The 22,513-nt window shown below is 48.7% G+C and carries 21 protein-coding genes; 10 read left to right on the forward strand and 11 right to left on the reverse strand.

Annotated features, from left to right (window positions below):
* Nucleotides 1-344: 344 nt before the first annotated feature.
* The 7 genes from DCW36_RS18825 (at nucleotide 345) to DCW36_RS18855 (ending at nucleotide 7,749) form a co-directional block, all read left to right on the forward strand.
* The gene (locus tag DCW36_RS18825; protein ID WP_164891182.1) at nucleotides 345-1,106 is read left to right on the forward strand and encodes a DUF2490 domain-containing protein; all 762 of its coding nucleotides are present in this window, start codon (nucleotides 345-347) and stop codon (nucleotides 1,104-1,106) included.
* A 162-nt stretch (nucleotides 1,107-1,268) separates the two neighbouring features.
* Nucleotides 1,269-1,796 carry an Hsp20/alpha crystallin family protein gene (locus DCW36_RS18830; protein WP_114778307.1) on the forward strand — a complete coding sequence of 176 codons (528 nt, stop codon included), beginning with the start codon at nucleotides 1,269-1,271 and terminating at the stop codon, nucleotides 1,794-1,796.
* Between the two features lie 189 nt (nucleotides 1,797-1,985).
* Nucleotides 1,986-3,482, forward strand: a complete 1,497-nt coding sequence (locus DCW36_RS18835) for a Do family serine endopeptidase (RefSeq protein ID WP_114778308.1) — start codon at nucleotides 1,986-1,988, stop codon at nucleotides 3,480-3,482.
* A gap of 100 nt (nucleotides 3,483-3,582) precedes the next feature.
* Nucleotides 3,583-5,160, forward strand: a complete 1,578-nt coding sequence (gene amaB / locus DCW36_RS18840; protein ID WP_114778309.1) for an L-piperidine-6-carboxylate dehydrogenase — start codon at nucleotides 3,583-3,585, stop codon at nucleotides 5,158-5,160.
* 267 nt (nucleotides 5,161-5,427) lie between these two features.
* Nucleotides 5,428-5,988, forward strand: a complete 561-nt coding sequence (locus tag DCW36_RS18845; RefSeq protein WP_114778310.1) for an RNA polymerase sigma factor — start codon at nucleotides 5,428-5,430, stop codon at nucleotides 5,986-5,988.
* An 11-nt stretch (nucleotides 5,989-5,999) separates the two neighbouring features.
* Nucleotides 6,000-6,632: a hypothetical protein gene (locus tag DCW36_RS18850; protein WP_114778311.1), complete on the forward strand. Its 633-nt coding sequence runs from the start codon at nucleotides 6,000-6,002 to the stop codon at nucleotides 6,630-6,632.
* Between the two features lies 1 nt (nucleotide 6,633).
* Nucleotides 6,634-7,749, forward strand: coding sequence for a DUF4097 family beta strand repeat-containing protein (locus DCW36_RS18855; protein ID WP_114778312.1), 1,116 nt, complete (start codon nucleotides 6,634-6,636; stop codon nucleotides 7,747-7,749).
* Between the two features lie 135 nt (nucleotides 7,750-7,884).
* On the opposite strand, the gene DCW36_RS18860 is transcribed toward DCW36_RS18855, so the two are convergent.
* Both DCW36_RS18860 and DCW36_RS18865 read right to left on the reverse strand, forming a co-directional pair.
* Nucleotides 7,885-9,534 carry a sulfatase-like hydrolase/transferase gene (locus DCW36_RS18860; RefSeq protein ID WP_114778313.1) on the reverse strand — a complete coding sequence of 550 codons (1,650 nt, stop codon included), beginning with the start codon at nucleotides 9,532-9,534 and terminating at the stop codon, nucleotides 7,885-7,887.
* 3 nt (nucleotides 9,535-9,537) lie between these two features.
* Complete coding sequence (locus tag DCW36_RS18865) at nucleotides 9,538-10,698, reverse strand: DUF418 domain-containing protein (protein ID WP_114778314.1); 1,161 nt, start codon at nucleotides 10,696-10,698, stop codon at nucleotides 9,538-9,540.
* A gap of 189 nt (nucleotides 10,699-10,887) precedes the next feature.
* Here DCW36_RS18865 and DCW36_RS18870 point away from each other — a divergent pair, with 189 nt between their 5' ends.
* Nucleotides 10,888-12,702 carry a MutS-related protein gene (locus DCW36_RS18870; protein WP_114778315.1) on the forward strand — a complete coding sequence of 605 codons (1,815 nt, stop codon included), beginning with the start codon at nucleotides 10,888-10,890 and terminating at the stop codon, nucleotides 12,700-12,702.
* A gap of 17 nt (nucleotides 12,703-12,719) precedes the next feature.
* On the forward strand, nucleotides 12,720-12,962 hold the full coding sequence (locus tag DCW36_RS18875; protein ID WP_114778316.1) for a hypothetical protein: 243 nt from the start codon (nucleotides 12,720-12,722) through the stop codon (nucleotides 12,960-12,962).
* Between the two features lie 61 nt (nucleotides 12,963-13,023).
* Here DCW36_RS18875 and tsf read toward each other — a convergent pair whose 3' ends face one another.
* From tsf to DCW36_RS18905, 7 genes are all read right to left on the reverse strand, one after another.
* The gene (gene tsf / locus DCW36_RS18880; RefSeq protein WP_114778317.1) at nucleotides 13,024-13,860 is read right to left on the reverse strand and encodes a translation elongation factor Ts; all 837 of its coding nucleotides are present in this window, start codon (nucleotides 13,858-13,860) and stop codon (nucleotides 13,024-13,026) included.
* 204 nt (nucleotides 13,861-14,064) lie between these two features.
* Nucleotides 14,065-14,832, reverse strand: coding sequence for a 30S ribosomal protein S2 (gene rpsB / locus DCW36_RS18885; protein ID WP_114778318.1), 768 nt, complete (start codon nucleotides 14,830-14,832; stop codon nucleotides 14,065-14,067).
* Nucleotides 14,833-14,853: 21 nt separating this feature from the next.
* A complete protein-coding gene (rpsI, locus tag DCW36_RS18890) occupies nucleotides 14,854-15,240 on the reverse strand; it encodes a 30S ribosomal protein S9 (RefSeq protein ID WP_114778319.1) in 387 nt (128 codons plus the stop codon).
* A 9-nt stretch (nucleotides 15,241-15,249) separates the two neighbouring features.
* On the reverse strand, nucleotides 15,250-15,699 hold the full coding sequence (gene rplM, locus DCW36_RS18895) for a 50S ribosomal protein L13 (RefSeq protein ID WP_114778320.1): 450 nt from the start codon (nucleotides 15,697-15,699) through the stop codon (nucleotides 15,250-15,252).
* Nucleotides 15,700-15,865: 166 nt separating this feature from the next.
* On the reverse strand, nucleotides 15,866-16,033 hold the full coding sequence (locus DCW36_RS22655) for a hypothetical protein (protein WP_164891183.1): 168 nt from the start codon (nucleotides 16,031-16,033) through the stop codon (nucleotides 15,866-15,868).
* 255 nt (nucleotides 16,034-16,288) lie between these two features.
* A complete protein-coding gene (locus DCW36_RS18900; RefSeq protein WP_125185146.1) occupies nucleotides 16,289-18,742 on the reverse strand; it encodes a M56 family metallopeptidase in 2,454 nt (817 codons plus the stop codon).
* Complete coding sequence (locus tag DCW36_RS18905; RefSeq protein ID WP_114778322.1) at nucleotides 18,720-19,085, reverse strand: BlaI/MecI/CopY family transcriptional regulator; 366 nt, start codon at nucleotides 19,083-19,085, stop codon at nucleotides 18,720-18,722. Before DCW36_RS18905 ends, DCW36_RS18900 begins: the two co-directional genes overlap by 23 nt.
* Nucleotides 19,086-19,260: 175 nt before the next feature.
* Here DCW36_RS18905 and DCW36_RS18910 point away from each other — a divergent pair, with 175 nt between their 5' ends.
* Nucleotides 19,261-20,241 carry an NAD(P)H-quinone oxidoreductase gene (locus DCW36_RS18910; protein ID WP_114778323.1) on the forward strand — a complete coding sequence of 327 codons (981 nt, stop codon included), beginning with the start codon at nucleotides 19,261-19,263 and terminating at the stop codon, nucleotides 20,239-20,241.
* Nucleotides 20,242-20,310: 69 nt separating this feature from the next.
* On the opposite strand, the gene DCW36_RS18915 is transcribed toward DCW36_RS18910, so the two are convergent.
* Nucleotides 20,311-21,024 (reverse strand): RluA family pseudouridine synthase, encoded by a 714-nt coding sequence (locus DCW36_RS18915; RefSeq protein ID WP_114778462.1) that lies wholly within the window; start codon nucleotides 21,022-21,024, stop codon nucleotides 20,311-20,313.
* A 448-nt stretch (nucleotides 21,025-21,472) separates the two neighbouring features.
* Complete coding sequence (locus DCW36_RS18920; RefSeq protein WP_114778324.1) at nucleotides 21,473-22,510, reverse strand: sensor histidine kinase; 1,038 nt, start codon at nucleotides 22,508-22,510, stop codon at nucleotides 21,473-21,475.
* Between the last annotated feature and the right edge of the window lie 3 nt (nucleotides 22,511-22,513).

Below are 22,513 nucleotides of genomic sequence, written 5' to 3' on the forward strand. Positions count from 1 at the left end.
TTCTAAAATTCCGTAAATCCTGATTCAGACAATTAATCGAGCACGATCAAAATCTGGTAAATCAGAAAAATCACCGTAAATCAAAGGTTCAGACAAATAATCACAAAAATCAATTAAATCACAAGAATCAGCGGTTCAGACAAAGGAGCTGTGGCTGTGGTGGCAGGAGCAGAAGAGTTTATACAAGCTCAAAAAGAGTGCCCGCTGATAAAGTCTTCTTTGCTGGCGGGCATTTGTACGTAACCATCGTACGGTAAACAAAGTTAGCAGAGAAACAAATCGCAGGCTGACCATAAGCCATGCCTAAAGCAGAAAATTTTGAGATGAAAAAATGGATTTTAGTTATGGCAGTAGCAGTACTGCCGCTTGTAACTTTTGCGCAGCGAAAAATTAGCAGTCCGGCGGCCATCTGGCCCGAAGTACAGCTTAACTACAGTGTTGGCGAAGAAGGAATGCTGTTCTTTCAGAACCAGTACCGCATTAACACCGACGGGCGCTTTAACGACCTGGCGGAGCAGGGGCCTTTCAGCGGTTTTGAGCGGGTGCAGCTGGTGCTGGGCTACGAGCACACGCTTACCGAGCACTGGCGTGGAGGCGGTTTGGTGCGTTACGCGTACGAAGATTTTCCGAAGCAGCAGTTTTATACCTTGTTTGTGCGGCACAACGGTAACATCAAAAGCCTGTACTTTAACAAACAGATCATGTTCGAATACTGGACAAAACAGCTGCAGGAAGCTTCCGGAAGGTTCAGGATAATGGCCGAACTGGGCAGGAGAACAGAAGTAGGAGAGAAGTTCCTGACGCCTGCGTTAAGCTATGAAGCTATTTTTCTGAAGGAGTTTGAGGAACAGCCGGTTCCGAATGATGCCCGGACAATCGCCCGGACCAGGCTACGGCTTGGGGCGACGTTGGAGCTGACTGAACAGCTGCGGCTTACGCCGTACTTCATCCGGCAGACAGATTACTATAATGTGCTGGCCAAGTACGACGAAAACAATGTGCTGGTGGAGGAGGCGCATAAAGTTAACCGGATTTCTCCCATCATCGGCCTGGAGCTGAAATATAATTTCAATGGCCCTGCGAATACCGCCAGTATTACGTATTAGCCGCTGTGGTTGAAAAAACGTCATGTTCAGGAGAAGGAAGTGTAAGTAGAATATGACATTATTTCAGGATTTGCTGTGGTTTTGAGAATGGCATATTTTTTATAAATAATTAATTGTCAACTGAAATTAACCTGATAATTTAAAATTTAGGAGGATAAAATCATGGCACTTACACGATTTAATGGCGTACAGGAAGGTATGCCGCAATCATTCAGCTCAATGCTCGACCGCTTCTTCAACGAATCGGTAAATACCCGGGGCGTTGCAGGTTTTACACCCCATGTAGATATCTGCGAAAACGAAAAAGGATTTGAAATTGAACTTGCCCTGCCTGGGGTAAAACAGGAGGAAGTGAATATCGATTTCCAGGAGGGCAACCTGACCATTTCGGGTGAGCGCAAGCTGGAAAAGCGGGAAGATAACAGCCGCTACCATATGCTGGAAACGCAGTATGGCTCCTTCAGCAGAACCTTCCACCTGCCCGACAACATCAACCCCGAAGAAATAAAAGCACAGCTGTCCGATGGTATTCTGAGGGTGTCGGTACCGAAAGATGAGCACAAGACCAGGAAACGTCAGATTAAAGTTACTTCCGGAGCCGAAGTTACAAATAGCTCAAAGCAGAAAAATGTAACAGCTGACGCTGACAGCGGAAAACCTATAGAAAGCGGCAAGAACACGAAAGCTTAAGCAGCCGGAAAGAGACCAGAAATTTTGGTCTCTTTTCATAAAATCTTAAATTAACAGATTAATTCTGTGCTGATTCAGAAGAAAACTGCCATAACAGTACATACTACCGTATACATAAAAAGCGTTATAGGAATAGAATATAGGCTGCTCCTAATATTTTTGTATAATCAATAAATAAAAAAGTATTACATGAAGACAAAACAGTTTTTTGCTGGCTTAATGCTTTCTGCCATGGTGGGTGGTGGAGTGGCTGTAGGTAGCTACAAGCTGCTCGAAGAAGATAAAATCGAAGTTTCGGCACAAGAGCAGGTGCAGTACCCGCAGGTGCGTTACACCAGTGATATGCGTAGCAGTAATGTAGTAGTACCTGAAGGACTTAATTTTATCAAGGCGGCACAGGTATCTACTCCGGCGGTTGTGCACGTCATGACAGAATATGCAGCGCCCAGCGCCGATCGCTACAGCAGTCCGTTAGATCCTTTTCTGCGCGATTTCTTTGGCGATGGCTTCGGGGAGCGGCAGCAGCGGGGACCTTCGTTGGGTTCGGGCTCTGGTGTGATCATCTCGAGCAATGGACACATTGTTACCAACAACCACGTGATCGATAAAGCCAGTAAGATTGAGGTGGTTATGAATGATAAACGCAAGTTTACAGCCACCCTGGTAGGTTCAGACCCGACGACAGATATTGCCTTGCTGAAAATTGACGCCGATAATCTGCCGATAATGCGTTATGGCAACTCCGATGATCTTCAAATCGGGGAGTGGGTATTGGCTGTGGGTAACCCCATGAACCTTACCTCTACCGTTACAGCCGGTATTGTCAGCGCCAAAGGCCGTAGCATCGATATCCTGCGTTCCACCGCCGGCGAAATGGGCATCGAGTCTTTTATCCAGACAGATGCTGCCGTTAACCCCGGTAACAGCGGTGGTGCCCTGGTAAACCTGAACGGCGACCTGATCGGTATCAATACCGCCATTGCCTCGCAGACAGGCTCTTTTGCCGGCTATTCTTTTGCTGTTCCGTCTTCTATTGTAAGTAAGGTGGTAGATGACCTGTTAAAGCATGGCGAAGTGCAGCGTGCTTTCCTGGGTGCTTCTATTCAGGAAATAGATGCATCCTTTGCTGAAAAGAACAATATCAAAACGCTGAATGGTGTTTACATTGCCAACGTAGCCGATAAAAGCGGCGCACAGGAAGCAGGCCTGAAATCAGGCGACGTGCTTACTTCTATCAATGGCGTTTCCGTAAGGACATCAGCGCAGCTCCTGGAGCAGGTGGCACGTTACCGTCCGGGCGATAAGGTAAAAGTAACATATGTGCGCGACGGGAAAGAAAAATCTGCCAACGTAACGCTGAAGAACCGCAACAACAACACAGATGTAATGAAGCGCAGTGTGGCTAAGGCGATTACCTTCGAAGGAGCTACCTTTGAGCCTGTTTCTAAGGAAGATATGCTGCGCCTGGGTATCGACGGTGGCGCCCAGATTACGAATGTCCGCAACAGCAAGTTCCGTGAAACCGGTATGCAGGACGGCTTTATCATAACCAGGATAGGCGATCGGGCTGTAAATGTGCCTGCTGATGTAGAAAAATACCTGAAAGATGCCGGTGCCTCCGTGGTATACATCATGGGAATCTACCCGAACGGCCAGAAAGATTACTTCTCCATCGGGAAGCGATAAAGAAATATTTAACTTAATCGGAAAAGCTTCTGCTACCTTGCAGAAGCTTTTTTCGTTTCTAAAGCTAGATGATCATCAAATCCGCAAAAAAAATAAAAACATGAAACAAACCATAGATGCACTCCCGCTCACCAAAGCCATAGCAGATGTTCTGACAGCGTTGGGCGTAAAGGCTGATAATCCGGCTTACAGCACCGGCCTGACCTGGGGCGGGCAGGAAGGCCGCACCCGTAAAGAAATCTTCTCACCCGCCGATGGAAACTTCATAGCTGCTGTCACCATGGCCACTGCTGAAGATTATGACCTGGTGGTAAAGCAGGCGCAGGAAGCTTTTAAAGTGTGGCGCAAAATGCCAGCCCCCAAACGCGGCGAGATCGTGCGCCAGATCGGTAATAAACTGCGGGAGCACAAGGAGGCCCTCGGGAAGCTGGTGAGCTACGAGATGGGAAAAATTCTGCAGGAAGGCCTGGGCGAGGTGCAGGAAATGATCGACATCTGTGATTTTGCCGTTGGTTTGTCGCGGCAGCTGCACGGGCTTACCATGCACTCCGAGCGCCCGGAGCACCGCATGTACGAGCAATACCACCCGCTGGGTATTGTAGGGGTAATTTCGGCCTTTAACTTCCCGGTGGCTGTCTGGAGCTGGAATGCCATGCTGGCAGCTGTCTGCGGCGATGTCGTGCTGTGGAAGCCATCCGAGAAAACACCGCTCACCGCTATTGCCTGTCAGCACATCCTGCGCGAGGTGCTCCTGGAAAACGAGCTGCCGGAGGGCGTGTTTAATCTGGTAATCGGCGATGCGGAGATTGGTAGCCTGATGGCACACGACACGCGCATTCCGCTGGTGTCTGCTACGGGTTCTACGCGTATGGGCAAGAAAGTAGGCGAAGCGGTAGGCGCCCGCCTGGGCAAATCGCTGCTGGAGCTGGGTGGCAACAATGCCATCATCATCACCGAACATGCCGACATCGAAATGGCGCTTCGGGCGGTGGTGTTCGGGGCAGTAGGCACCTGCGGCCAGCGTTGTACCTCTACCCGCCGCCTGATTGTGCACGAGCAGGTATACGACCAGGTAAAAGAGCGGCTACTCAAAATTTACCCCAGCCTGCCCATCGGGCACCCGCTCAGCGATACAACCTTAGTGGGGCCGCTCATTGACAAAGATGCTGTACAGGCCTTTCAGGCAGCCCTGGAGGCGGTGCAGCAGGAGGGAGGGAAAGTGTTAATCGGGGGCGAGGTACTGTCCGGTGATGCTTACGCAACAGGTACCTATGTAAAACCCGCTATTGTGGAAGCGCAGAACGACTACCACATGGTGCAGGAAGAAACCTTTGCGCCCATCCTTTACCTGATCAGATACACAGGCGACGTAGAAAATGCCATCGAGCTGCAGAATGGCGTGCGGCAGGGGCTGTCTTCGGCTATCTTCTCCACTAACCTGCTCCAAACCGAAGCCTTCCTCAGCCACTGGGGCTCCGACTGCGGCATTGCCAACGTAAACATCGGCACATCCGGTGCCGAAATAGGCGGCGCTTTCGGAGGCGAAAAAGAAACCGGCGGCGGCCGCGAATCCGGCTCCGACGCCTGGAAAGTCTACATGCGTCGCCAGACCAACACCATCAACTTCGGTAAGCAGCTGCCGCTGGCACAGGGGATTAAGTTTGATATTATGGACTGAGGATAATGTGCTGATTAAGTAATGTGCTGATGTGCTAATTTGATTTGGTGAAGTTGAAACAAAGGGAAGCCGATAGAAATTAATTCTGTCTGCTTCCCTTTTGTGTTTTAGACCGAAATAAAAAAATTTTGCAACTCCATGCAACCTCTGCTCAATCCCTTTGTCTTTAGTGTGGAAGTAGGGAAAAGGGAGGAGCATCAGGAGGAACATTTAGAAAGTACAGGTAAAGAGCGTCAGCAGTAAGTACAATCGCTAATCCGGGGAATTTTGGAAACACGTCGTTATCAGGATGTAAATGTGCAGGTGATCGATCGTTGCAAAAACGGCGATAACCGGGCGCAGTACGAACTGTACAAACTGTACGCGAAGGCCATGTTCAACGTGAGCATGCGCATTACCAACGATTATGCCGAAGCCGAAGATGTGCTGCAGGAGGCCTTTATCAGTGCCTTTAAAAACCTGCATACCTACAAAGCAGACGCTTCATTCGGGAGCTGGCTCAAAAAGATTGTAGTAAACGCTGCCATTAATGCCATCCGGAAAAAACGGTCGGAACTGGTGCCGATGGATGAGCGGTTGGCCGAAGATGTAGCCGACGAAGTAGACGAAGACGACAACGAGTGGAAAGTGGAACAAGTACGGTATGCTATTCAGCGCCTACCAGACGGGTACCGGGTGGTGCTTAGCCTGTACCTGCTCGAAGGCTTCGACCATGCGGAGATTGGCGAGATACTGGGTATTACGGAGTCAACTTCCAAGTCGCAGTACAGCAGGGCCCGTAAAAAATTAGTAGAAATAATGCGTGCGCCGCACATAGTAGCGCACTAACAGCTATAATAATGAAAGATAAATTTGAAAAGTTTGTGCAGGAAAACCGGGAGGAGTTCGATGTATTCGAGCCCCGGCAGGAACTCTGGCAGCAGATATGCCAGCAACTGCCGCCGCCTGCAGCTAAGAAAGAGGCAAAGGTTATCAGCATCAACTTTGGCGAACGGGCCAGCTTCCGTGCCGACTTTATGTTTATGCGGGTGGCGGCAGCTGTTTTACTGCTGCTGGGTTGTGGCCTTACGCTGCTGCTCACCAAGCAAAACACGCCTGCCAATGCAATTGCCGCTACCGAGCAGGTGCGGCTCAACAACATAGCTCCTGAACTGGCAGAAGTAGAAGCTTACTACACGAGCCAGATCAACAGCAAAAAAGGCCAGCTGTCGGCCTACAACCTGAAGGTGCTGGGCCTGGACGAGGAACACGACATAGAGCAGGAACTCGCCCGCCTCGATCGGAATTATGCAGAACTGAAAAAACAACTATACACGACTCCCAATACCGACAAAGTAATGGACGCCATGATCCGGAACCTGCAGCTACGCATCATGGTGCTTAACCGGCAACTCGAGGTACTGGAAAAGATTGAAAAACTACAGAAAACAGAAACATCAGAACCCGGTCAAAATGAAACTCAGATTATATAACATGTTAAAATTTGCACTGCTCCTATTATTAGCAGCTCCCACCACGCTGTCTGCACAAACCCAGGTGTATGTACTGGCCCGTGCAAATGCCAGCAGTCCTGTAGCAGTGGTAAGGACAGGCACAGCTTATGTACAAGTATTGCAGGAAGCAGAAAATACTACAGCGCAGGAGCAAACAGAGCCGGGGCAGAACCAGCCGGCAGCAGAAGCCGAGCCGGGTTGCAGTTCCGCTTTTGCCTCGGAGGTAACAAAAACCATCGAACGGAATTATAAAGTCGGCAACTCCGATAGGCTCAACATCGAGAATAAGTTTGGAAAGGTGCATGTAAATACCTGGAAGAAGAACGAAATTCACGTAAAAGTAGATATCATTTGCAGGGCAGGCACCGATCAGAGAGCGCAGCAGCTAATGGACCTGATCCGGGTAACGGAAAACCGCAGCGGGAAAGTTATCAGTTTCCGGACCGAACTCGAACCCATCCGGATAAACAACAACAGCGAGAAAGGCTTTGAAATTAACTACACCGTTTCTATGCCCGACGATAATCCACTCACGGTCAAGAACAGCTTTGGCGATGTATACCTGGCTAATTTCAGGGGAGTGGCAGCTATTAATGTACGGTACGGTTCTTTAAAGGCAGAGCAGCTGAACAACACCTCAAATACAGTAAAAGTAGCTTACGGTTCTGCCAACTGCCGGTACATCAACCAGGGCAACATCGATCTGTCCTACGGCAGCTTGAATGTGGAAGGCACCAATGGCCTGCAAGGTTCGTCGAAGTTCAGTGATATTAAAATCGGGAGCCTGAACAGTTCCTTGGATCTGGATATGAAATATGGTGCCCTCCGGATTGATAATATCAGCCGAAATGCCAGCAAAATAAATGTAGCAGGCGGCTTCAGTCCCATCTCACTCCGGTTCGAGGATAAAACCACTTTTAAATTTGATGTGAACGTGCAGTTCGGAAACTTCAAGTATGACAAAGAGTTGGTAACTCTTACGTCACATGAGAAAAGCCACACCTCGACGGCCTACAAAGGAAGCTTCGGAAGTGCCGCTCCCAAAGGTTCGGTTAGTATCGTGTCGAAGTATGGCGATGTGAAGTTCAGCAGGTAAGCGCTTCTGCCAGTGCCGAATGGTAGAGCAGCGGCTGTGGTGGCTGGTGCAGCAGATTATTTTTTGTGTTGGATTAAGTGAGAAGGACTGGTTTAGCTGCTGGTCCTTCTTTTTTTGTGGCTGCTGATGGGTGGCTCAAAAGCCAGTGACCTTAAAAGGTACTTTAGTGGAAGTGCCTCGCCCAAAAATATCTCCGGTGTAAAAGTACCTGCGGGAGTTCGGTACTTCATCCAGCAGACTATTTCCGAACCTGGTTTTAACAAAAGTTGAATCGTAGCCCTGTAGCAGCAGCAGCGTCGGGAAGATCTGCTCGTGTGACCTGGTATGCATGGTTGGCTGCGTTTTGATGCCAAGAAAACCGGATTTATCCAGGAGCCAGAGCGGGACGTTGGCCTCAATGGGTTTGGTATGCTGGCTGCTGGCATGGGCCATACTGATACCGTCTCCCGATAAGTCCTGCCCGTGGTCGGAGGTGTAAATAATAACCGTCCTGTCCGTGGGGGAGATAGCAGGTATTAGTTTTTGCCAGAAACTATCCACCGTCCACCGGATCGCGTTGAAATAGGTATTTAAAGACTTTTCCCTGTCCTTGAGCATACTTCTTTCAGCCAGCACAGGCCGGAAGAAAACTGAATCAGGTGGATAAGTACGGGCGTAGGGCCAGTGGGCGCCGGCTTTGTTCACATAAACAAAAACTTTCTCCTCCGATCCGGACAACTGGATCAACTTATCTGCCACCACAAAATCGCGCTGGTAGTACGGGAGCGACGGGTCTTCCTCCGAGGGCTGAATAAAATGGTCGATGTAGTTCAAATCCTGCGGCGACATGTAGTTCTGGAGCATACCACGGCCCAGTTGAGCATCGATAAAGTAAGTCGTGTAACCTGCTTGTTTGGCGTACTGGAAGATGCTGGCGGCGGTGAGTGCTTTCCGTTTTTTATCAGGCATATCGCTTAACCTCAGCCCGCTCAGGAGCGCAATGTTGCTTCCGGCACTGTAGTTGGTAGCGGAGCTGGCAATGCCGAAGTTGATGATCTGGTTGGTGTTTGCTTTAAGATAAGGGGTTGTGTTCATAGTCGCTCCGTTAAGAGACAAGGCGCTTCCGGTAATGCTCTCATCAACAATCATAAAGATATGCCTGGCTCCGGAGTTAAGCGGCGCTGCGGTTACCTCCTGCCTGTTACCCAAAGGCAAGGCGTGCTTTGCTGCCAACAGCGTGCTCAGCGGTACCCGGTACAAAGCCGGAAAGTCGTCTGTTCCACCCGTGGACCGGTTGATGTACCAGTAAGAAAGCAATGTAGCCGGAATCAGGAGCAGGGAGAGCCACGGGGAATACAGCCCCTTGCTTTTTCGGGCGGCTACAACAAATACCAGTAAGATAAGGCAACAGCTGATAAGGCCAAGGCCAATGTGCAGGTTAAAGTTGGAGATTGCCTCCGGTGCCAGGCTAAGGTTGCCTAGCGCTGTCTGTGCATCGGCATACCAGTAGTTGTAGCCAGTGATAAACCTGTAGCTAAGACTGACCAGCAAAAAAGGGAACAGGGCGAGCAGGAATAGGTAGCGAATCAGGCGACTTTTGTTGAACAGCAGTACCTGCACGCTTCCAACCGTCAGTCCGAACACAGCCAGGTACTGCAGCAGCGCCAGCAAGCTCTGCCGGAAAAGCAGGTGTTGCACTACAAAGTATACCCTGCCAGGCCGCATCTCTACGGTCACCGTGTAGAGGCAAAGCAGCAGGAAAATGAAAATGTGCAGGAAGTACTTTTTTCTTACCAGGAGCCGCATCAATTAATGTTGGTTTTGCTTAGAGCCATATGTCGTAATGGACCGCCAAAGTCGCTCTAGCGGACCTTGCTTATGCCACTTTAGCCATAACATACTACCTGCAACCTGTAACAGAAAGAAGAAGAAGCCAAGCAGAAGGTATTGAAACGGTTGCAATCGTTGGTAATAGCCAAAGCCGTATCCATAAAACAGCAACGACAGCACCAGTGTTTGCATGATATAGTTTGTGAGTGTCATTCTGCCTACCGCAGCCAGAGGAGCTAATAATTTGTTGCCAATAGTTGAATAGAATAGAATCAGGAAGCCAATCACATATAGGGCGGGATTAATGAAAAAATTAGCAAATGATACAATTTCACGTACGCCGCCACCTGTAATTCCTGCTAATGTGAAGGAGTAAGTAAACACCGCCAACAGCACCCGGATGAGCAACAGCCAGAGCCATGCTTTTTTCCACCATTCCCTGTGCTTCTCAAAAGCAGCAAAATTATAGGCTTTACTCACGTACAACCCAAAGGCTATAAAAGAAAATATTTTTACGTTAAAAAGTAAATTTTCAAACGAGAACATGCTACTGAAAATACCCAGTGCCCGCTTCTGCACCAGTGCCGCATAAGGGAGTTCGACAACGGCAGAAGTTTGATCAGATATAGCCGGAGCCGAAAGAACTGCTTCTGCCACTAAATGATAGTACACATATAAACTATGCAGCACATATACCAGTATGGTAACAGCAAGCACTTGGTTTTTATCCAAGCGTGCTAACGCCACAATCATAAAGCCCGCCAGGGCATATTCCAGTAATATATCACCGTCCCAGATAAAAATATAGTGGATTGTTCCAAGCAGTAGTAAAACGAGTAAGCGGCGGATTAGAAATGGAGTAGCTCGTCCTGTAGCAGCACGTGCCTTAAACTGGAGTCCAAGGCCAAGGCCAAAAAGGAATGCAAAAATGGGATAGAATCTCGACCGGAAAAGGAACTTAATTGCCAGAGTTATACCTTGATTTACACCGTCTGTAAACTGTGCATAGTAACTGTCGAATTGATGGCTGGTGGTGTTGAACAGAAAAATATTTGTAAGAAGTACACCAAATAGGGCGAAGCCGCGAAGTGCGTCCAGTGCTGCTATCCTTTTCGTACTTTTTGTTTCTGCTTCTGCCACTATTCTTTTTTAGCCTGGTAATTTACAGAAGATTTACAAAAGAGGGAATGGTAAACAGCTTCGCTTAACGGTGTTTTTCATAAATTTGACCTGAAGGATGCATGACTTTGCCTGATATTTCTGCCAAAGGTACACTTGAACAAACACTAAATTCGTTTTACTGTTTCTTAATTTTAGGATAAGGATAGCGTGAACAAAAAAACAGAAGAGTTTAAACAACGGGCTGCTGGCATTGCCGTGCAGGAGAAACAGGCGGCTTCAAAGTCGCGGCTGGTGTCGTGGTTGCGGGTAGCGGTTTTTCTGGCGGGTGTGGCAACAGCCTGGTACTTTTTTAGAACAGATAACAATGTGGCAGGTGGCGTAGCAGTCCTGCTGTTTTATGGCTTGTTTATCCTGGTGATGCGCTGGCATGCCCGACTCGATTATATATACCAGCAACTCAGGCTGCTCCGGAAGCTAAACCTGGAGGAAGCGGAGCGGTTGCAGGGAAAACTGCAGCAGTTTGATGGCGGTTTCACATTTGTCAACGAGCAACATCCGTATACCTCCGACCTCGATATTTTCGGGCAGAACTCGCTGTTCCAGTTGGTCAACCGTTCTGTTTCCAGTGTTGGCAAAGCAAAGCTTGCAAACTGGATGAAAGCTGCTGCACCGGTAGATGAGATTGAACAACGCCAGCAGGCTGTAGCAGAGCTGGCACATCCAAGCCAACTGGAGTGGCTGCAGGCGTTTATTGCCAAGTCGCGGCACTACAAGCACCAGGAGGAATCTTCGGATAAATATCTTGCGTGGTTAAGGGAACGTGACTTTTATCGGTCGCGGCCACTCATGAAGGTGCTGCTCTTTGTACTGCCTGTGCTTACGATAGCCTCGCTGGCTGCCTGGGCGTATGGCTATTCGGGTTACATTGTAGGTTTTTTTCTGGCGGTGCAGTACAGCATCAGTTATAAATACCAAAGCATCCGCGACGAGTATTACGAGAACAGCATTGCCATTTTTGAGTCCATGCGCAGTTATACCGACCAGCTGCGGCATGTAGAGGAGCATACCTTTGCCTCGCCTTTGCTGCAGCAACTGCAAAAAAAACTTTCTGCTGCTGCCACTAAAGCCTCTGCTGCTATCGGGAAGCTGGCTACCATCATCGATTACTTCTCCTGGCGCCTGAGCACGCTCATGAGCTTTTTCCTGAACGCATTCCTGATGTGGGACTTCGTATGGATTTACCGGCTGGAGCGCTGGAAGGCCAGGCACCTGGAGCAGGTACTGCATTCGCTGGAGGTGCTGGCCACGGTGGAGGCGCTGACGAGCATTGCTGCGTATCAAAACGCCAACCCGCATTTTGCCGTGCCTGAAATAAGCCATAAGCCATTTGACTTTGACGCCGTGCAGCTGGCGCACCCGCTGATTTTTACCGTGAACCGCGTCGCCAACGATTTCCGGATGCAGGGGGCGGGTAAAACAATTGTGGTGACGGGTTCTAACATGTCCGGGAAAACTACTTTCCTGCGGACCGTGGGCATCAACATCGTACTGGCATTAATGGGCGCTCCGGTAGCTGCTGAAAAGTTCCGGGTGGCGTCGGTGCAGGTGTATACAGCTATGCGCACTGCCGACAACCTGGCGGAGAATACTTCTTCGTTTTATGCCGAACTCAAGCGCTTGCGCATCCTGCTCAACATGACGGAGAAGGAGCACGTGCCAGTGTTTTACCTCCTCGACGAAATTCTCAAAGGTACCAACTCCCGCGACCGGCATGCCGGTGCCATGGCGCTTATCCGGCAGCTGCACCAGCGCAATGCCTCCGGCCTTATCTCTACCCACGACCTGGAGCTGGGGGCGATGGAGCAGGAACTCCCCGGAAGTGTGGAGAACTACAGCTTTAACAGTACGATAGAGGGCGATAAAATTCTCTTCGATTATACCCTTCAACGCGGTATTTGCCGTAGTTTTAATGCCAGCAAGCTCATGCAGCTGATGGGCATTGCCATTGAAGAAAACGTATAAGCTATAATAAACTAACAATGAGAGCAGTAGCAGACATCCCGCACCCCAACATGAAAATCACCCTGCTGGCCTGGAACGGCAAATACCTTCTGAAGTTCGAACGTGGCGATTTTGAGCAGACCTACAAAATAAGCGAAATGGATTTAGAGGGAGATGAGGAAGCAAAAGCGCTGATAGACGATGATTTCCTGGAAGCTGTTTCTAACCGCTTCGTGGATATGCGCGATGCTTTTGTCTCTTCTTTAAGAAGGCACATTTAGGCAGTACCATAAAAAAAGCCCGCTGTTAAGGCGGGCTTTTCTGTTTTGTATTTCTTAGTGCTTAGGCACCAATAGCAACACGCTTGAACTCAGACACCGTCATGCCTTTGCTTGTTTTGTCAAGCAGCTGGGCTACTGTAAGCGAAGAGTCTTTTACGAACTCCTGGTTCAGCAGGGTGTTTTCTTTGTAGAACTTGTTCAGTTTGCCCATCGCAATTTTCTCCAGCATTTGCTCCGGCTTGCCTTCGGCACGTGCCTGCTCTTTACCGATTTCGATTTCACGCTCGATTGTAGCTGAGTCTACACCGTCTTTGTCAACAGCGATCGGACGCATGGCAGCGATTTGCATCGCCACGTCTTTACCAACTTCAGCTACGTCGTTACCGCCTGTGTTTACAAGGCCAACGAGTACTCCCAGTTTGCCATTAGAGTGGTTGTAAGCAACTACTTTCTCAGCTGTTACATTCTCGTAAGCTACTACGTCAATCTTCTCACCGATTTTACCCATCAGGTCGGTGATGTGGTCCTGCAGCGAACGGCCATCAGCCTGTGGAGCAGCAAGAAGTTCTTCTTTCGAAGAAGCATTAGTAGAAACAGCAGTTTCCAGAACAGCATTAGCCAGGTTCTGGAAATCGGCTACTTTAGATACCGGCTCAGTTTCGCAGGCAAGTGCAACTGCTTTACCGTTAGTACCTTCAGCGTTTACCTGTGTAAGCACGATACCTTCAGAAGTAACGTTCTCGGCACGCTTGCTGGCAATTTTCTGTCCCTGCTTACGCAGAATATCTTTAGCTGCTTCGAAATCGCCGTTTGCTTCTGTCAGCGCTTTCTTGCAGTCCATCATACCTGCTCCGGTTTCCTGGCGGAGTTTGTTAACGTCTTGTGCTGTAATAGCCATGTTTTCTATAATTAAGAATTATGAAGTATTAATCAGTTTTTTCTTTAATGGGTTCAGGAAGAATTAGCGCCTGTTGCACTTATCAGTAGGTGTTTACTATTTCTGCGGGTAGGCTGCGGTCCTTAAACCCCTAAAACAAAGTGAACATTGAAGCAGCAGCGCGCTCAATGTTCACTTTATAGGTAATGCAATAGGAACGATTGATTATTGTTCTTCTGCTTCTTGTTTAGCTTTGATGCCTTCTTCTTCGGCACGCTTACGCTCAGTTTCTTCTTTGTCTATTTTACGCTCAGACAAACCTTCTTCAATCGCCTTACCAACGATAGATACGATCAAAGCGATTGACTTGGAAGCATCGTCGTTAGCCGGGATTGGGAAGTCAACTGACTCAGGGTTTGAGTTGGTATCGCAGATCGCGAATACAGGTAAGTTCAGCTTGTGTGCTTCTTTTACTGCAATGTGCTCGCGCTTCACGTCAACAATAAACAGGGCTGCAGGAAGCCTGGAAAGGTCAGCGATACCGCCCAGTACTCTTTCCAGTTTCTCACGCTCGCGGGAAAGCATCAGTTTCTCACGTTTCGCGATAGCAGCATAGGCCGTGTTGTCTTTCACCATCTTATCGATGGTAGACATTTTCTTAAGCGACTTACGTACAGTAGCGAAGTTGGTAAGCATACCACCTAACCAACGATCGGTTACGTAAGGCATTTTCAGGCGCTTTGCCTCTTCGGTTACGATATCCTGTGCCTGCTTTTTAGTAGCTACAAACAGGATTTTGCGACCAGACTTTGCGATGTTTTTGATAGCTGCAGTAGCCTCGTCAATCGCAACTAAAGTTTTGTTCAGGTCAATAATATGGATTCCGTTTTTCTCCATGAAGATATACGGAGCCATTTTCGGATCCCACTTGCGGGTAAGGTGACCGAAGTGAACACCTGCCTCAAGTAATTCTTTATAATTAGTACTTGCCATGTTGTTGATACACCTTTAATATTAACGTTTACTGAACTGGAATGAACGACGCGCTTTGCGCTTACCGAACTTCTTACGCTCTACCATGCGTGGGTCTCTGGTTACGAAACCTTCTTTACGCAGAGCTGATTTAGACTCGGCATTCTCCACTACCAGTGCTTTTGCGATAGCAAGTCTAAGTGCTTCAGCCTGGCCGCTTACACCACCACCTTTTAGATTGGCTTTGATATCGTATTTGCCAATTGAATCTAAGGTTTTAAGTGGCTGATTCACTATAGTTTGCAATACTTCGCTAGGGAAGTACGCCTTGATATCTTTACCGTTAATAGTGATATTCCCTTGCCCAGGCGTCATGTAGATGCGCGCCACCGAGGTTTTTCTTCTACCGGATGTATTGATAACTTCCATTAAACTTAATTAAAGATTGAGTGTTAATTCTTTAGGCTGCTGAGCTGCATACGGATGCTCGCTTCCTGTAAAAACATGAAGATTTCTGAAAAGCTCGCGACCCAGTGGGCCTTTAGGCAACATGCCACGAACTGCGCGCTCTACCAGCAGCGTCGATGATTTTGCCTTAAGCTCACGTGGAGAAGCTTTCTTCTGACCGCCTGGGTAACCAGTGTGTGTCAGGTAGTACTTCTGATCCCACTTACGGCCGGAGAAACGCACGTTATCGGAGTTGATCACGATTACGTTGTCGCCGCAGTCAGCATTGGGCGTATACGAAGGTTTGTGTTTTCCCTTCAGGATCTTGGCAATCTCAGATGCCACACGACCCAGGTTTCCTTGCCCGGCATCAACAATCACCCAGCCTTTGTTGGCTGACTTCTTGTTTACATACTGGGTTTTATAACTTAAATGATCCATTTTTAGTGGTTGTAAGCGATATATTAATGATTAAACTGAATTCAGTTCGTGAAAAATGGTCACAAAGATAGGAATTGTTTTTTTGTGATGCAACAGGTGGTGTGAAATATACTGTGTGACAGGGAGGTAGTGGGGGAGGAGGTGTTTTTCTTTGGTTGTCTCAGGTCTATTCCCACTCATCCCGCATCTGCTTCTGATAGTCCATCGGATCGATATCTGTTTTTAGAGCTCCTGCATATTTCATGATGTTGCTTTTAGGAGCTTTGGAAATAGCTTCGGTGATCAGTTTTTTTATCTCTTTTTTGGGAGTTCCTTTTTTGATGATGGTTACCATGGTGTAAGGTTTTTGTGCAGAATATTCTCTTTCCTCTGTCTATTACTGATAGCTACTAAATATACGAACGGTAGCGATAACTGGTAAGATAGTTATTACTGATGACTTTTACTTGCGTTGTCGGAAGTTACAATTACGATTTAGTGTTTAGGTCTGATGTCGTCGTTATAGAAAAAAGCATACCGGCAGCAGTTGCATTGAAACAACAGCTGCCGGTATGCTTGTGAATAAATCTTGATAAATGAGTAGGATGTGTTAATACTCCCTGTGAATACCCATACTTGATTTAACAACTTGGCCATTTCTAAAACCCAAGTTGTGTGTTATAACAAACTTAAAGGTTTCAACTTGTTGTGAATCATCTGCCCCGGCAGGTAAGAACTTTGGCAAGGCATTTATAGCTCTGATGAGTTCCTGTTTTATTATTTCGTGCGGAGCGCTTAATACTTCCAGATTCGATATACTTCCGTCTTTTTCAAGTGTGAAAACAAGCTTCGATTCTCCATGGATATTATTTTCTTTAGCATCTTCCGGGTATTTGATATAGTTAAGCAGTTGATGAGCAATATTTGAGGCGCTTCTGGATCTGGAGTGCGACCTCTCAACCACGGTAGCTGTTACCTTGCTTCCATCTATAGCATCAAAAGTAACTGGGCCATTAGTAGGGTTCTTTTTAATAACTGGTTGTGAAAAGACCCTTACTTCTCCTGTTTCTTTGTTACCACTTAGTATAATCTCATGCCTTTTCCCCCTCAGCTCATGCATGTTGTAGGTGGCGCTCGCTCTTGATTTGGATTTAGTTGCTGTCAGAGCAACTTTCAATGTAGCTATTTCGCCTTGGCTATAAATGTCATCGAATTCCAGGTTAAAGCCATGTTTCATGAATTTAGCTTTGATAGACTCTATTTGATTATCGTCATAATTTATAAAAGGCTTAATAATATGTATAATAATATTATCATCAATACTGCTTGCTTTTACTTCCTGGGCAGGAACAGGTGCGGCCGGTGCTGAGCCGGACGATTTAAATGCAACGACGGTCACAGGTATAACACCAGGTGCAGTCGCTGGCTGAGGCGATTCGGACAATCCTGTGCCTCTTTTGGATTCTTCCTTGATGGTAAATTTTATTAACATTTTCTGAGTAAAAACGGGCTGCTGTTCGTTTGCTTCGGCAGGAAGCCATTTCGGCATACTGCCAACAATTCTTAAAACTTCCTGTTTAATGCTTTCGTGAGGCGCCTGAATAACTTTGGGATTTGTGATGGACCCATCTTTCTCTACAGTAAATTCGACTACAGCCTCCCCGTGTGCATTGGCTTTTATGGCCGCTCTCGGATACTTTATGTTCCTGCCAAGGTACTCATAAAGGCTTTTTTCACCTCCGGGAAATCTGGAAGTCCTCACCTGTTCTTTGGGTACTTCCGGAGCCGCAGGTGCTGGCGGAACAGGCGGAGCTGGTGGAGTCGGGGGGGCAGCTGGCGGCGGAGGAGGAGGTAAAACAGGCAGCTTTCCATATTTGTTTTCGGCAGCGGCTCTGCTCTTTTCGTCCAGCAGGTTGTACAATTCTGTAGCACCGGAGTTCAGGAAGACAACCAGCACAGTCTTTTTGCTACCTTTCCAGCCTGCCTGCTTCACCTGCGGGTTGCGTTTCAGGAAATCTTTGTAGTCTGCCGTTTGATTAGCTGCGTCGGGTACATACACCGGATCATCTTGTTGTAATGCTTCGGATAAAGCAAGTTCTTCCTGCTGGGGAGCAGGCAAAGCGGCAGCTGTTGTTTCAACTGCTTGTACTGCTTGTTGAACTGGTTCTGTATTTGGTTCGCTTACGCTTCTAAACGCCAGCAGCAGCACGGCTACTATCGGCAGAACAACGAGCAGCCGGAGGCGGTTTGCTTTATTGGTGGGCAGTTTGTTTATCATGGCTATTCTTCGTTTAAGTGATGGGAAACTGAATTGTGTGGCAATGTGTGGCTCCGGAACGCCTGTTACTTTCAGGAGCAGGTACTGGTATTCTTTTTTATCTGCGCCGGCACGTATGGCCTGCTGGTCGGCTATAAACTCCAGGTTCTCTTTTATAGCCTTCTTCATAAGCCACATACCCGGGTTGAACCAGTAAAACACGGTGCTGATTTCGGCCAGCAACACATCCAGCGTGTGCCAGCCCTGCACATGCACCTGCTCATGCCGGAGAATGGATTCCAGTTCTTCCTGCTTGTGCTGCGATGGGTTCAGGTAGATATTTTGCCAGAAAGAGAATGTCTGCGTAAGGCGCTGCACCTTTCTGAAGCCGATGCCGTTGTGGCTGTCCGGTTCCGAAGCGGCATGTATGCGGTAAAGCGACACAAATTGCAGCACCAGCCGGATAGCCATTACGCCTGCACCCAGCCAGAAAAGCCAAACCGGGAGCTGCCAGAAATCGAAGGCGGGCGCTGTTGTGGGAGCCTGCGAGGCCGTAACCCACACGACTGTAGGAGCAATAGCAGGAATTGGCAGTTGCGCTGGTTTGTTCAGGAACGGCGTGATGTCGATAAAAGGGTACAGAGTAGAAAACAGGATTCCGAAAAGCAGGAACCGGCGGTTGAGGTGGTAAAACGTGAGCCTGCGCAGCACCAGGTGGTAAGCCAGGAAAAACAGCAGGAGGGCTACGTTTACTTTGAGCAGGTACAGGAGGAGGGCCGGCATATCATTCGGATTTACGGTTTTCAATCATGTCGATAATTTCTTTCAGTTCGTCTGCACTTATCTGCTTTTCCTTCGCAAAAAAGGCCACCAGTTCTTTGTAGGAATTTTTAAAATAATCGCCCACAAAACCTTTCATAAACTTCTTCTTGTATTCCTCTGCTTTGATGAGAGGTGTGTAGCGGTAGGTGTTGCCGAGTTTCTCGCTGGAAAGATATTTTTTCTTTTCCAGGTTCTTTACCGTGGAGGCCAGAGTGGTGTAGGGAGGCTTTGGTTCCGGGAGCTTCTCCAGAAACTCCTTCACAAAGCCGCCATCCGTTTCCCAGATTACCTGCATGGCTTCTTCTTCCTGTTGCGTTAGTTTTTCCATAGTTCTACGATGTTTTCGTATAGTTACGAAACTTTCGTAATAAAGGCAACAGATATTTACTTTATTTTATAAAAAATTTGATGGGGCGTTTTGATTCGGCATTATTCGGAGCAGCAAGTGCAACATCTTTGGTCAGCAGGCGTCTTTATCAGCTAAAAATAAAAACTTTTTTTTCATGAAAGCCATCTTGGTAAAAGCTCCCGGCGGACCGGAGCAACTGCACCTGGGGGAATACCCGAAGCCGGAACCACAGGCAAACGAACTGCTGGTAAAAGTACACGCCACTGCCCTTAACCGGGCCGATACGCTGCAGCGCCAGGGCAAATATCCGCCACCGGCAGGTGCCAGTCCGCTGCTGGGGCTGGAATTGGCCGGTGTGGTGGAAGCAGTGGGAGCAGATTGTACCCGCTATAAACCCGGCGACAAGGTGTTCGGGCTATTGCCTGGTGGCGGGTATACCGCATATGCGGTGATAGACGAAGCCATGGCGATGCCGGTACCTGAAAATTTAAGCATGGAGGAGGCTGCTGCCATACCCGAAGTTTTCCTGACGGCTTTCCAGGCGCTGGTGTGGCTGGGCAGGCTGCAGGCAGGGGAGCGGGTGCTAATCCATGCAGGTGCCAGCGGTGTGGGTACGGCTGCCATCCAGCTGGCCCGCGAAACAGGAGCAGAGGTTGTGGTGACAGCTTCAGCAGAAAAACACACGACCTGTCTGCGCCTGGGTGCTGCCAAAGCCATCGATTACAAGCACGAGTCTTTTAAGGAGGAGGTGATGCGCTACACCAACAACGAAGGCGTGGATGTGATCGTCGATTTTATTGCCGGCCCCTACTTCAACGACAATCTCGACTGCCTCCGCACCGATGGGCGGCTGGTGTTGCTGGCGACGTTGGGTGGTGGCAAGGTGGCAGATTTCGATTTACGCAAACTGCTGGCGAAGCGCCTGCAGGTAACCGGCTCCACGCTACGCTCCCGCTCCCGCGACTACCAGGTAAAGCTGACACAGGAGCTGAGCGCTTTTGCCTTGGGCAGGTTCGTATCTGGAAAGCTGAAACCTGTTATCGATTCTGTTTTCGACTGGCAGGAGGTGGCGGAGGCGCACCGGTATATGGAAGCCAACAAGAATACCGGGAAGATTGTGCTGCGGGTGGGGTAATAAAATCCTGCCGCAAGTTACGCTCCACTAAACTTGCGGGAGGGGTTCAAAATTTTGAACCCCTACGGTCTAACTATACTGCCGCAGTTGCTTTACCAGCACGGCAAAATCTTTCGGATAAGGCGCCTCCAGCTTTATCTTCTCCCCATCTAGTAACGTGAAGCCGATGTTGAACGAGTGCAGGGCGAAACGTTTGATGAGCGGCTGCTCTTCGGTATCCTGCTTCAGGTTGAATTTGCGTTTCAGGCTGCTCAGGTAGAGCGGTTCGCCTCCGTACAGTTCATCGCCCACAATCGGCGCGTTCAGGAAAGCCAGGTGCACGCGTATCTGGTGCAGGCGGCCGGTTACGGGCATGCACTCTACCAGCGTGTGGCGGCTGTAGGTTTCGAGGGTGGTGAAGTAGGTTTCGGCGGGTTTGCCCTGCGGCGATAACTTGGCTACTCCTTTGGCATTGGGCAGGATATTGCGACTTACCAGCTCGTCTTCAAACTTATGCTGCCCCCATACTACGGCGTGGTAAATTTTGTACACTTCACGGGCTTCGAACTGCATGGCCAGGTGGCGGTAGGCTTCGGGGTTTTTGGCAAACACCAGGCAGCCGGAGGTGTCTTTGTCGAGGCGGTGGCAGGCTTGCAGGTCGGGGTTGTACTGGCGGGCCAGCTTGAGCAGGTTGGTGGTATTGGGCGTGCGGTCTTCCAGCGTAGCCAGGAACGGCGGCTTGTTTACCACCAGGTAATCTTCGTCTTCGTGTATGATCAGGTCTTTAAAAACCGGGTATTTCATGTGCTGTTCTTCTTTGTTCGGGCACAGTGCTGCTACCTGCACTGTTTGTGCTGCAAAGATACGCAATTTTAATGTGCTAATTTTTTAATGTGCGAATGCTTGAATTACGAAGTGATTAAACTACTAAAATGTTGAGCAGAGGGAGTGGTGGCAGGTGCAGAAAAGGTTTTTCGTTTGTCTGAATCAGGATTTATAGAATTTTAGGATTTTCAGGATTAGTGTTTGTCTGAACAAGATTAAGATGATTTAAGGAATAACAGGATTGATTGGATTTGTTGGTGGTTCGTGCAGGATCGTGGTTCGTGCAGGAGACGCGGGCACTGCGTCTCTACAGCCACAACCTTAACCTCTCTACCTTTCCGTTACAGGGTTGAAAATCTTCAACCCCTACAAAATCATCACCTTTTTACCTTTCTACCTCCTAAACTCCTAAACTCCCAAACTCCCATCATTCCTTTGCCTTTTGCAGCTTGAAGCGGAGGGTCGTGCCTTTGCCTATTTCGCTTGTAACGGCGATGAAAGAGCGGTGGGCTTCTACGATGTGTTTGGAAATAGCAAGTCCCAGGCCGGAGCCGCCGCTGTCGCGGGAGCGGCTTTTGTCGATGCGGTAGAAGCGTTCGAAAATACGGTTGATGTGTTCCTGGGCTATGCCTTTGCCGTCGTCTTTTACGGTGATGGTGTAGCGCTTCCGGCCTTCGGTAAACCAGACCCAGATGTTGCCGTCCTCGCGCCCGTACTTGATGGCATTATCGATCAGGTTCACAAACACCTGGTAGATGCGGTTGCGGTCGGCAAATACCATAATTTCTTCGTCGGGCTGTACTTCCAGGTGGAGCCTGATGTTGCGGGAGGCTGCTTTCAGTTCCAGTTGCTCAAATACTTCGCGGGCCAGCTGTACGACATCAAAATTTTTCTTCTGCATTTTTACCACCCCTTTCTCGAACTGCGAAATGCTGATCAGGTCCTGGACGAGTGCATCGAGGCCGTCTAGGCTGTTGGCTGCTTTTTTCAGGAATTTGTCACGTACGGCAGGGTCGTCTACGGCTCCGTCCAGTAAGGTGTGGATAAAGCCCTGTGCGGCAAAGATGGGTGTTTTCAGCTCGTGCGACACATCGGCCAGAAATTCGCGGCGCATGGCCTGCAACTGCCGCAGTTCGTCAATCTCCTGCTGCTTGCGCTCTGCAATCTGGTAAATGTCGTCTTTAATTTTGGTGAGCGGGTCGGCGGTGAAGAGCGACTTGCTTTCTACTTTCTTGTAATCCTGTCGTTTTATTTTCTCGAGGCTGGAATACACGTTTTTTATTTCCCGGAACACCAGGGCTTCGTACGAAAAGTGAATGATTAAAAAGCAGCAGATAAAAACTACCGCCATGGCCACGATAATGCCTTCGGTAGACAGGTACCTGGCAAAAGCAAGAAAGGCGGTAAGCACCAAAGCCACCGCCATCGATATTAAAACTGCAAGCGTACGCGAATTTAAATTCATGTA

Origin of the sequence: Botryobacter ruber (genome assembly GCF_003347595.2) — a bacterium.
In the GTDB taxonomy this organism is placed as follows: domain Bacteria; phylum Bacteroidota; class Bacteroidia; order Cytophagales; family Hymenobacteraceae; genus Pontibacter; species Pontibacter ruber_A.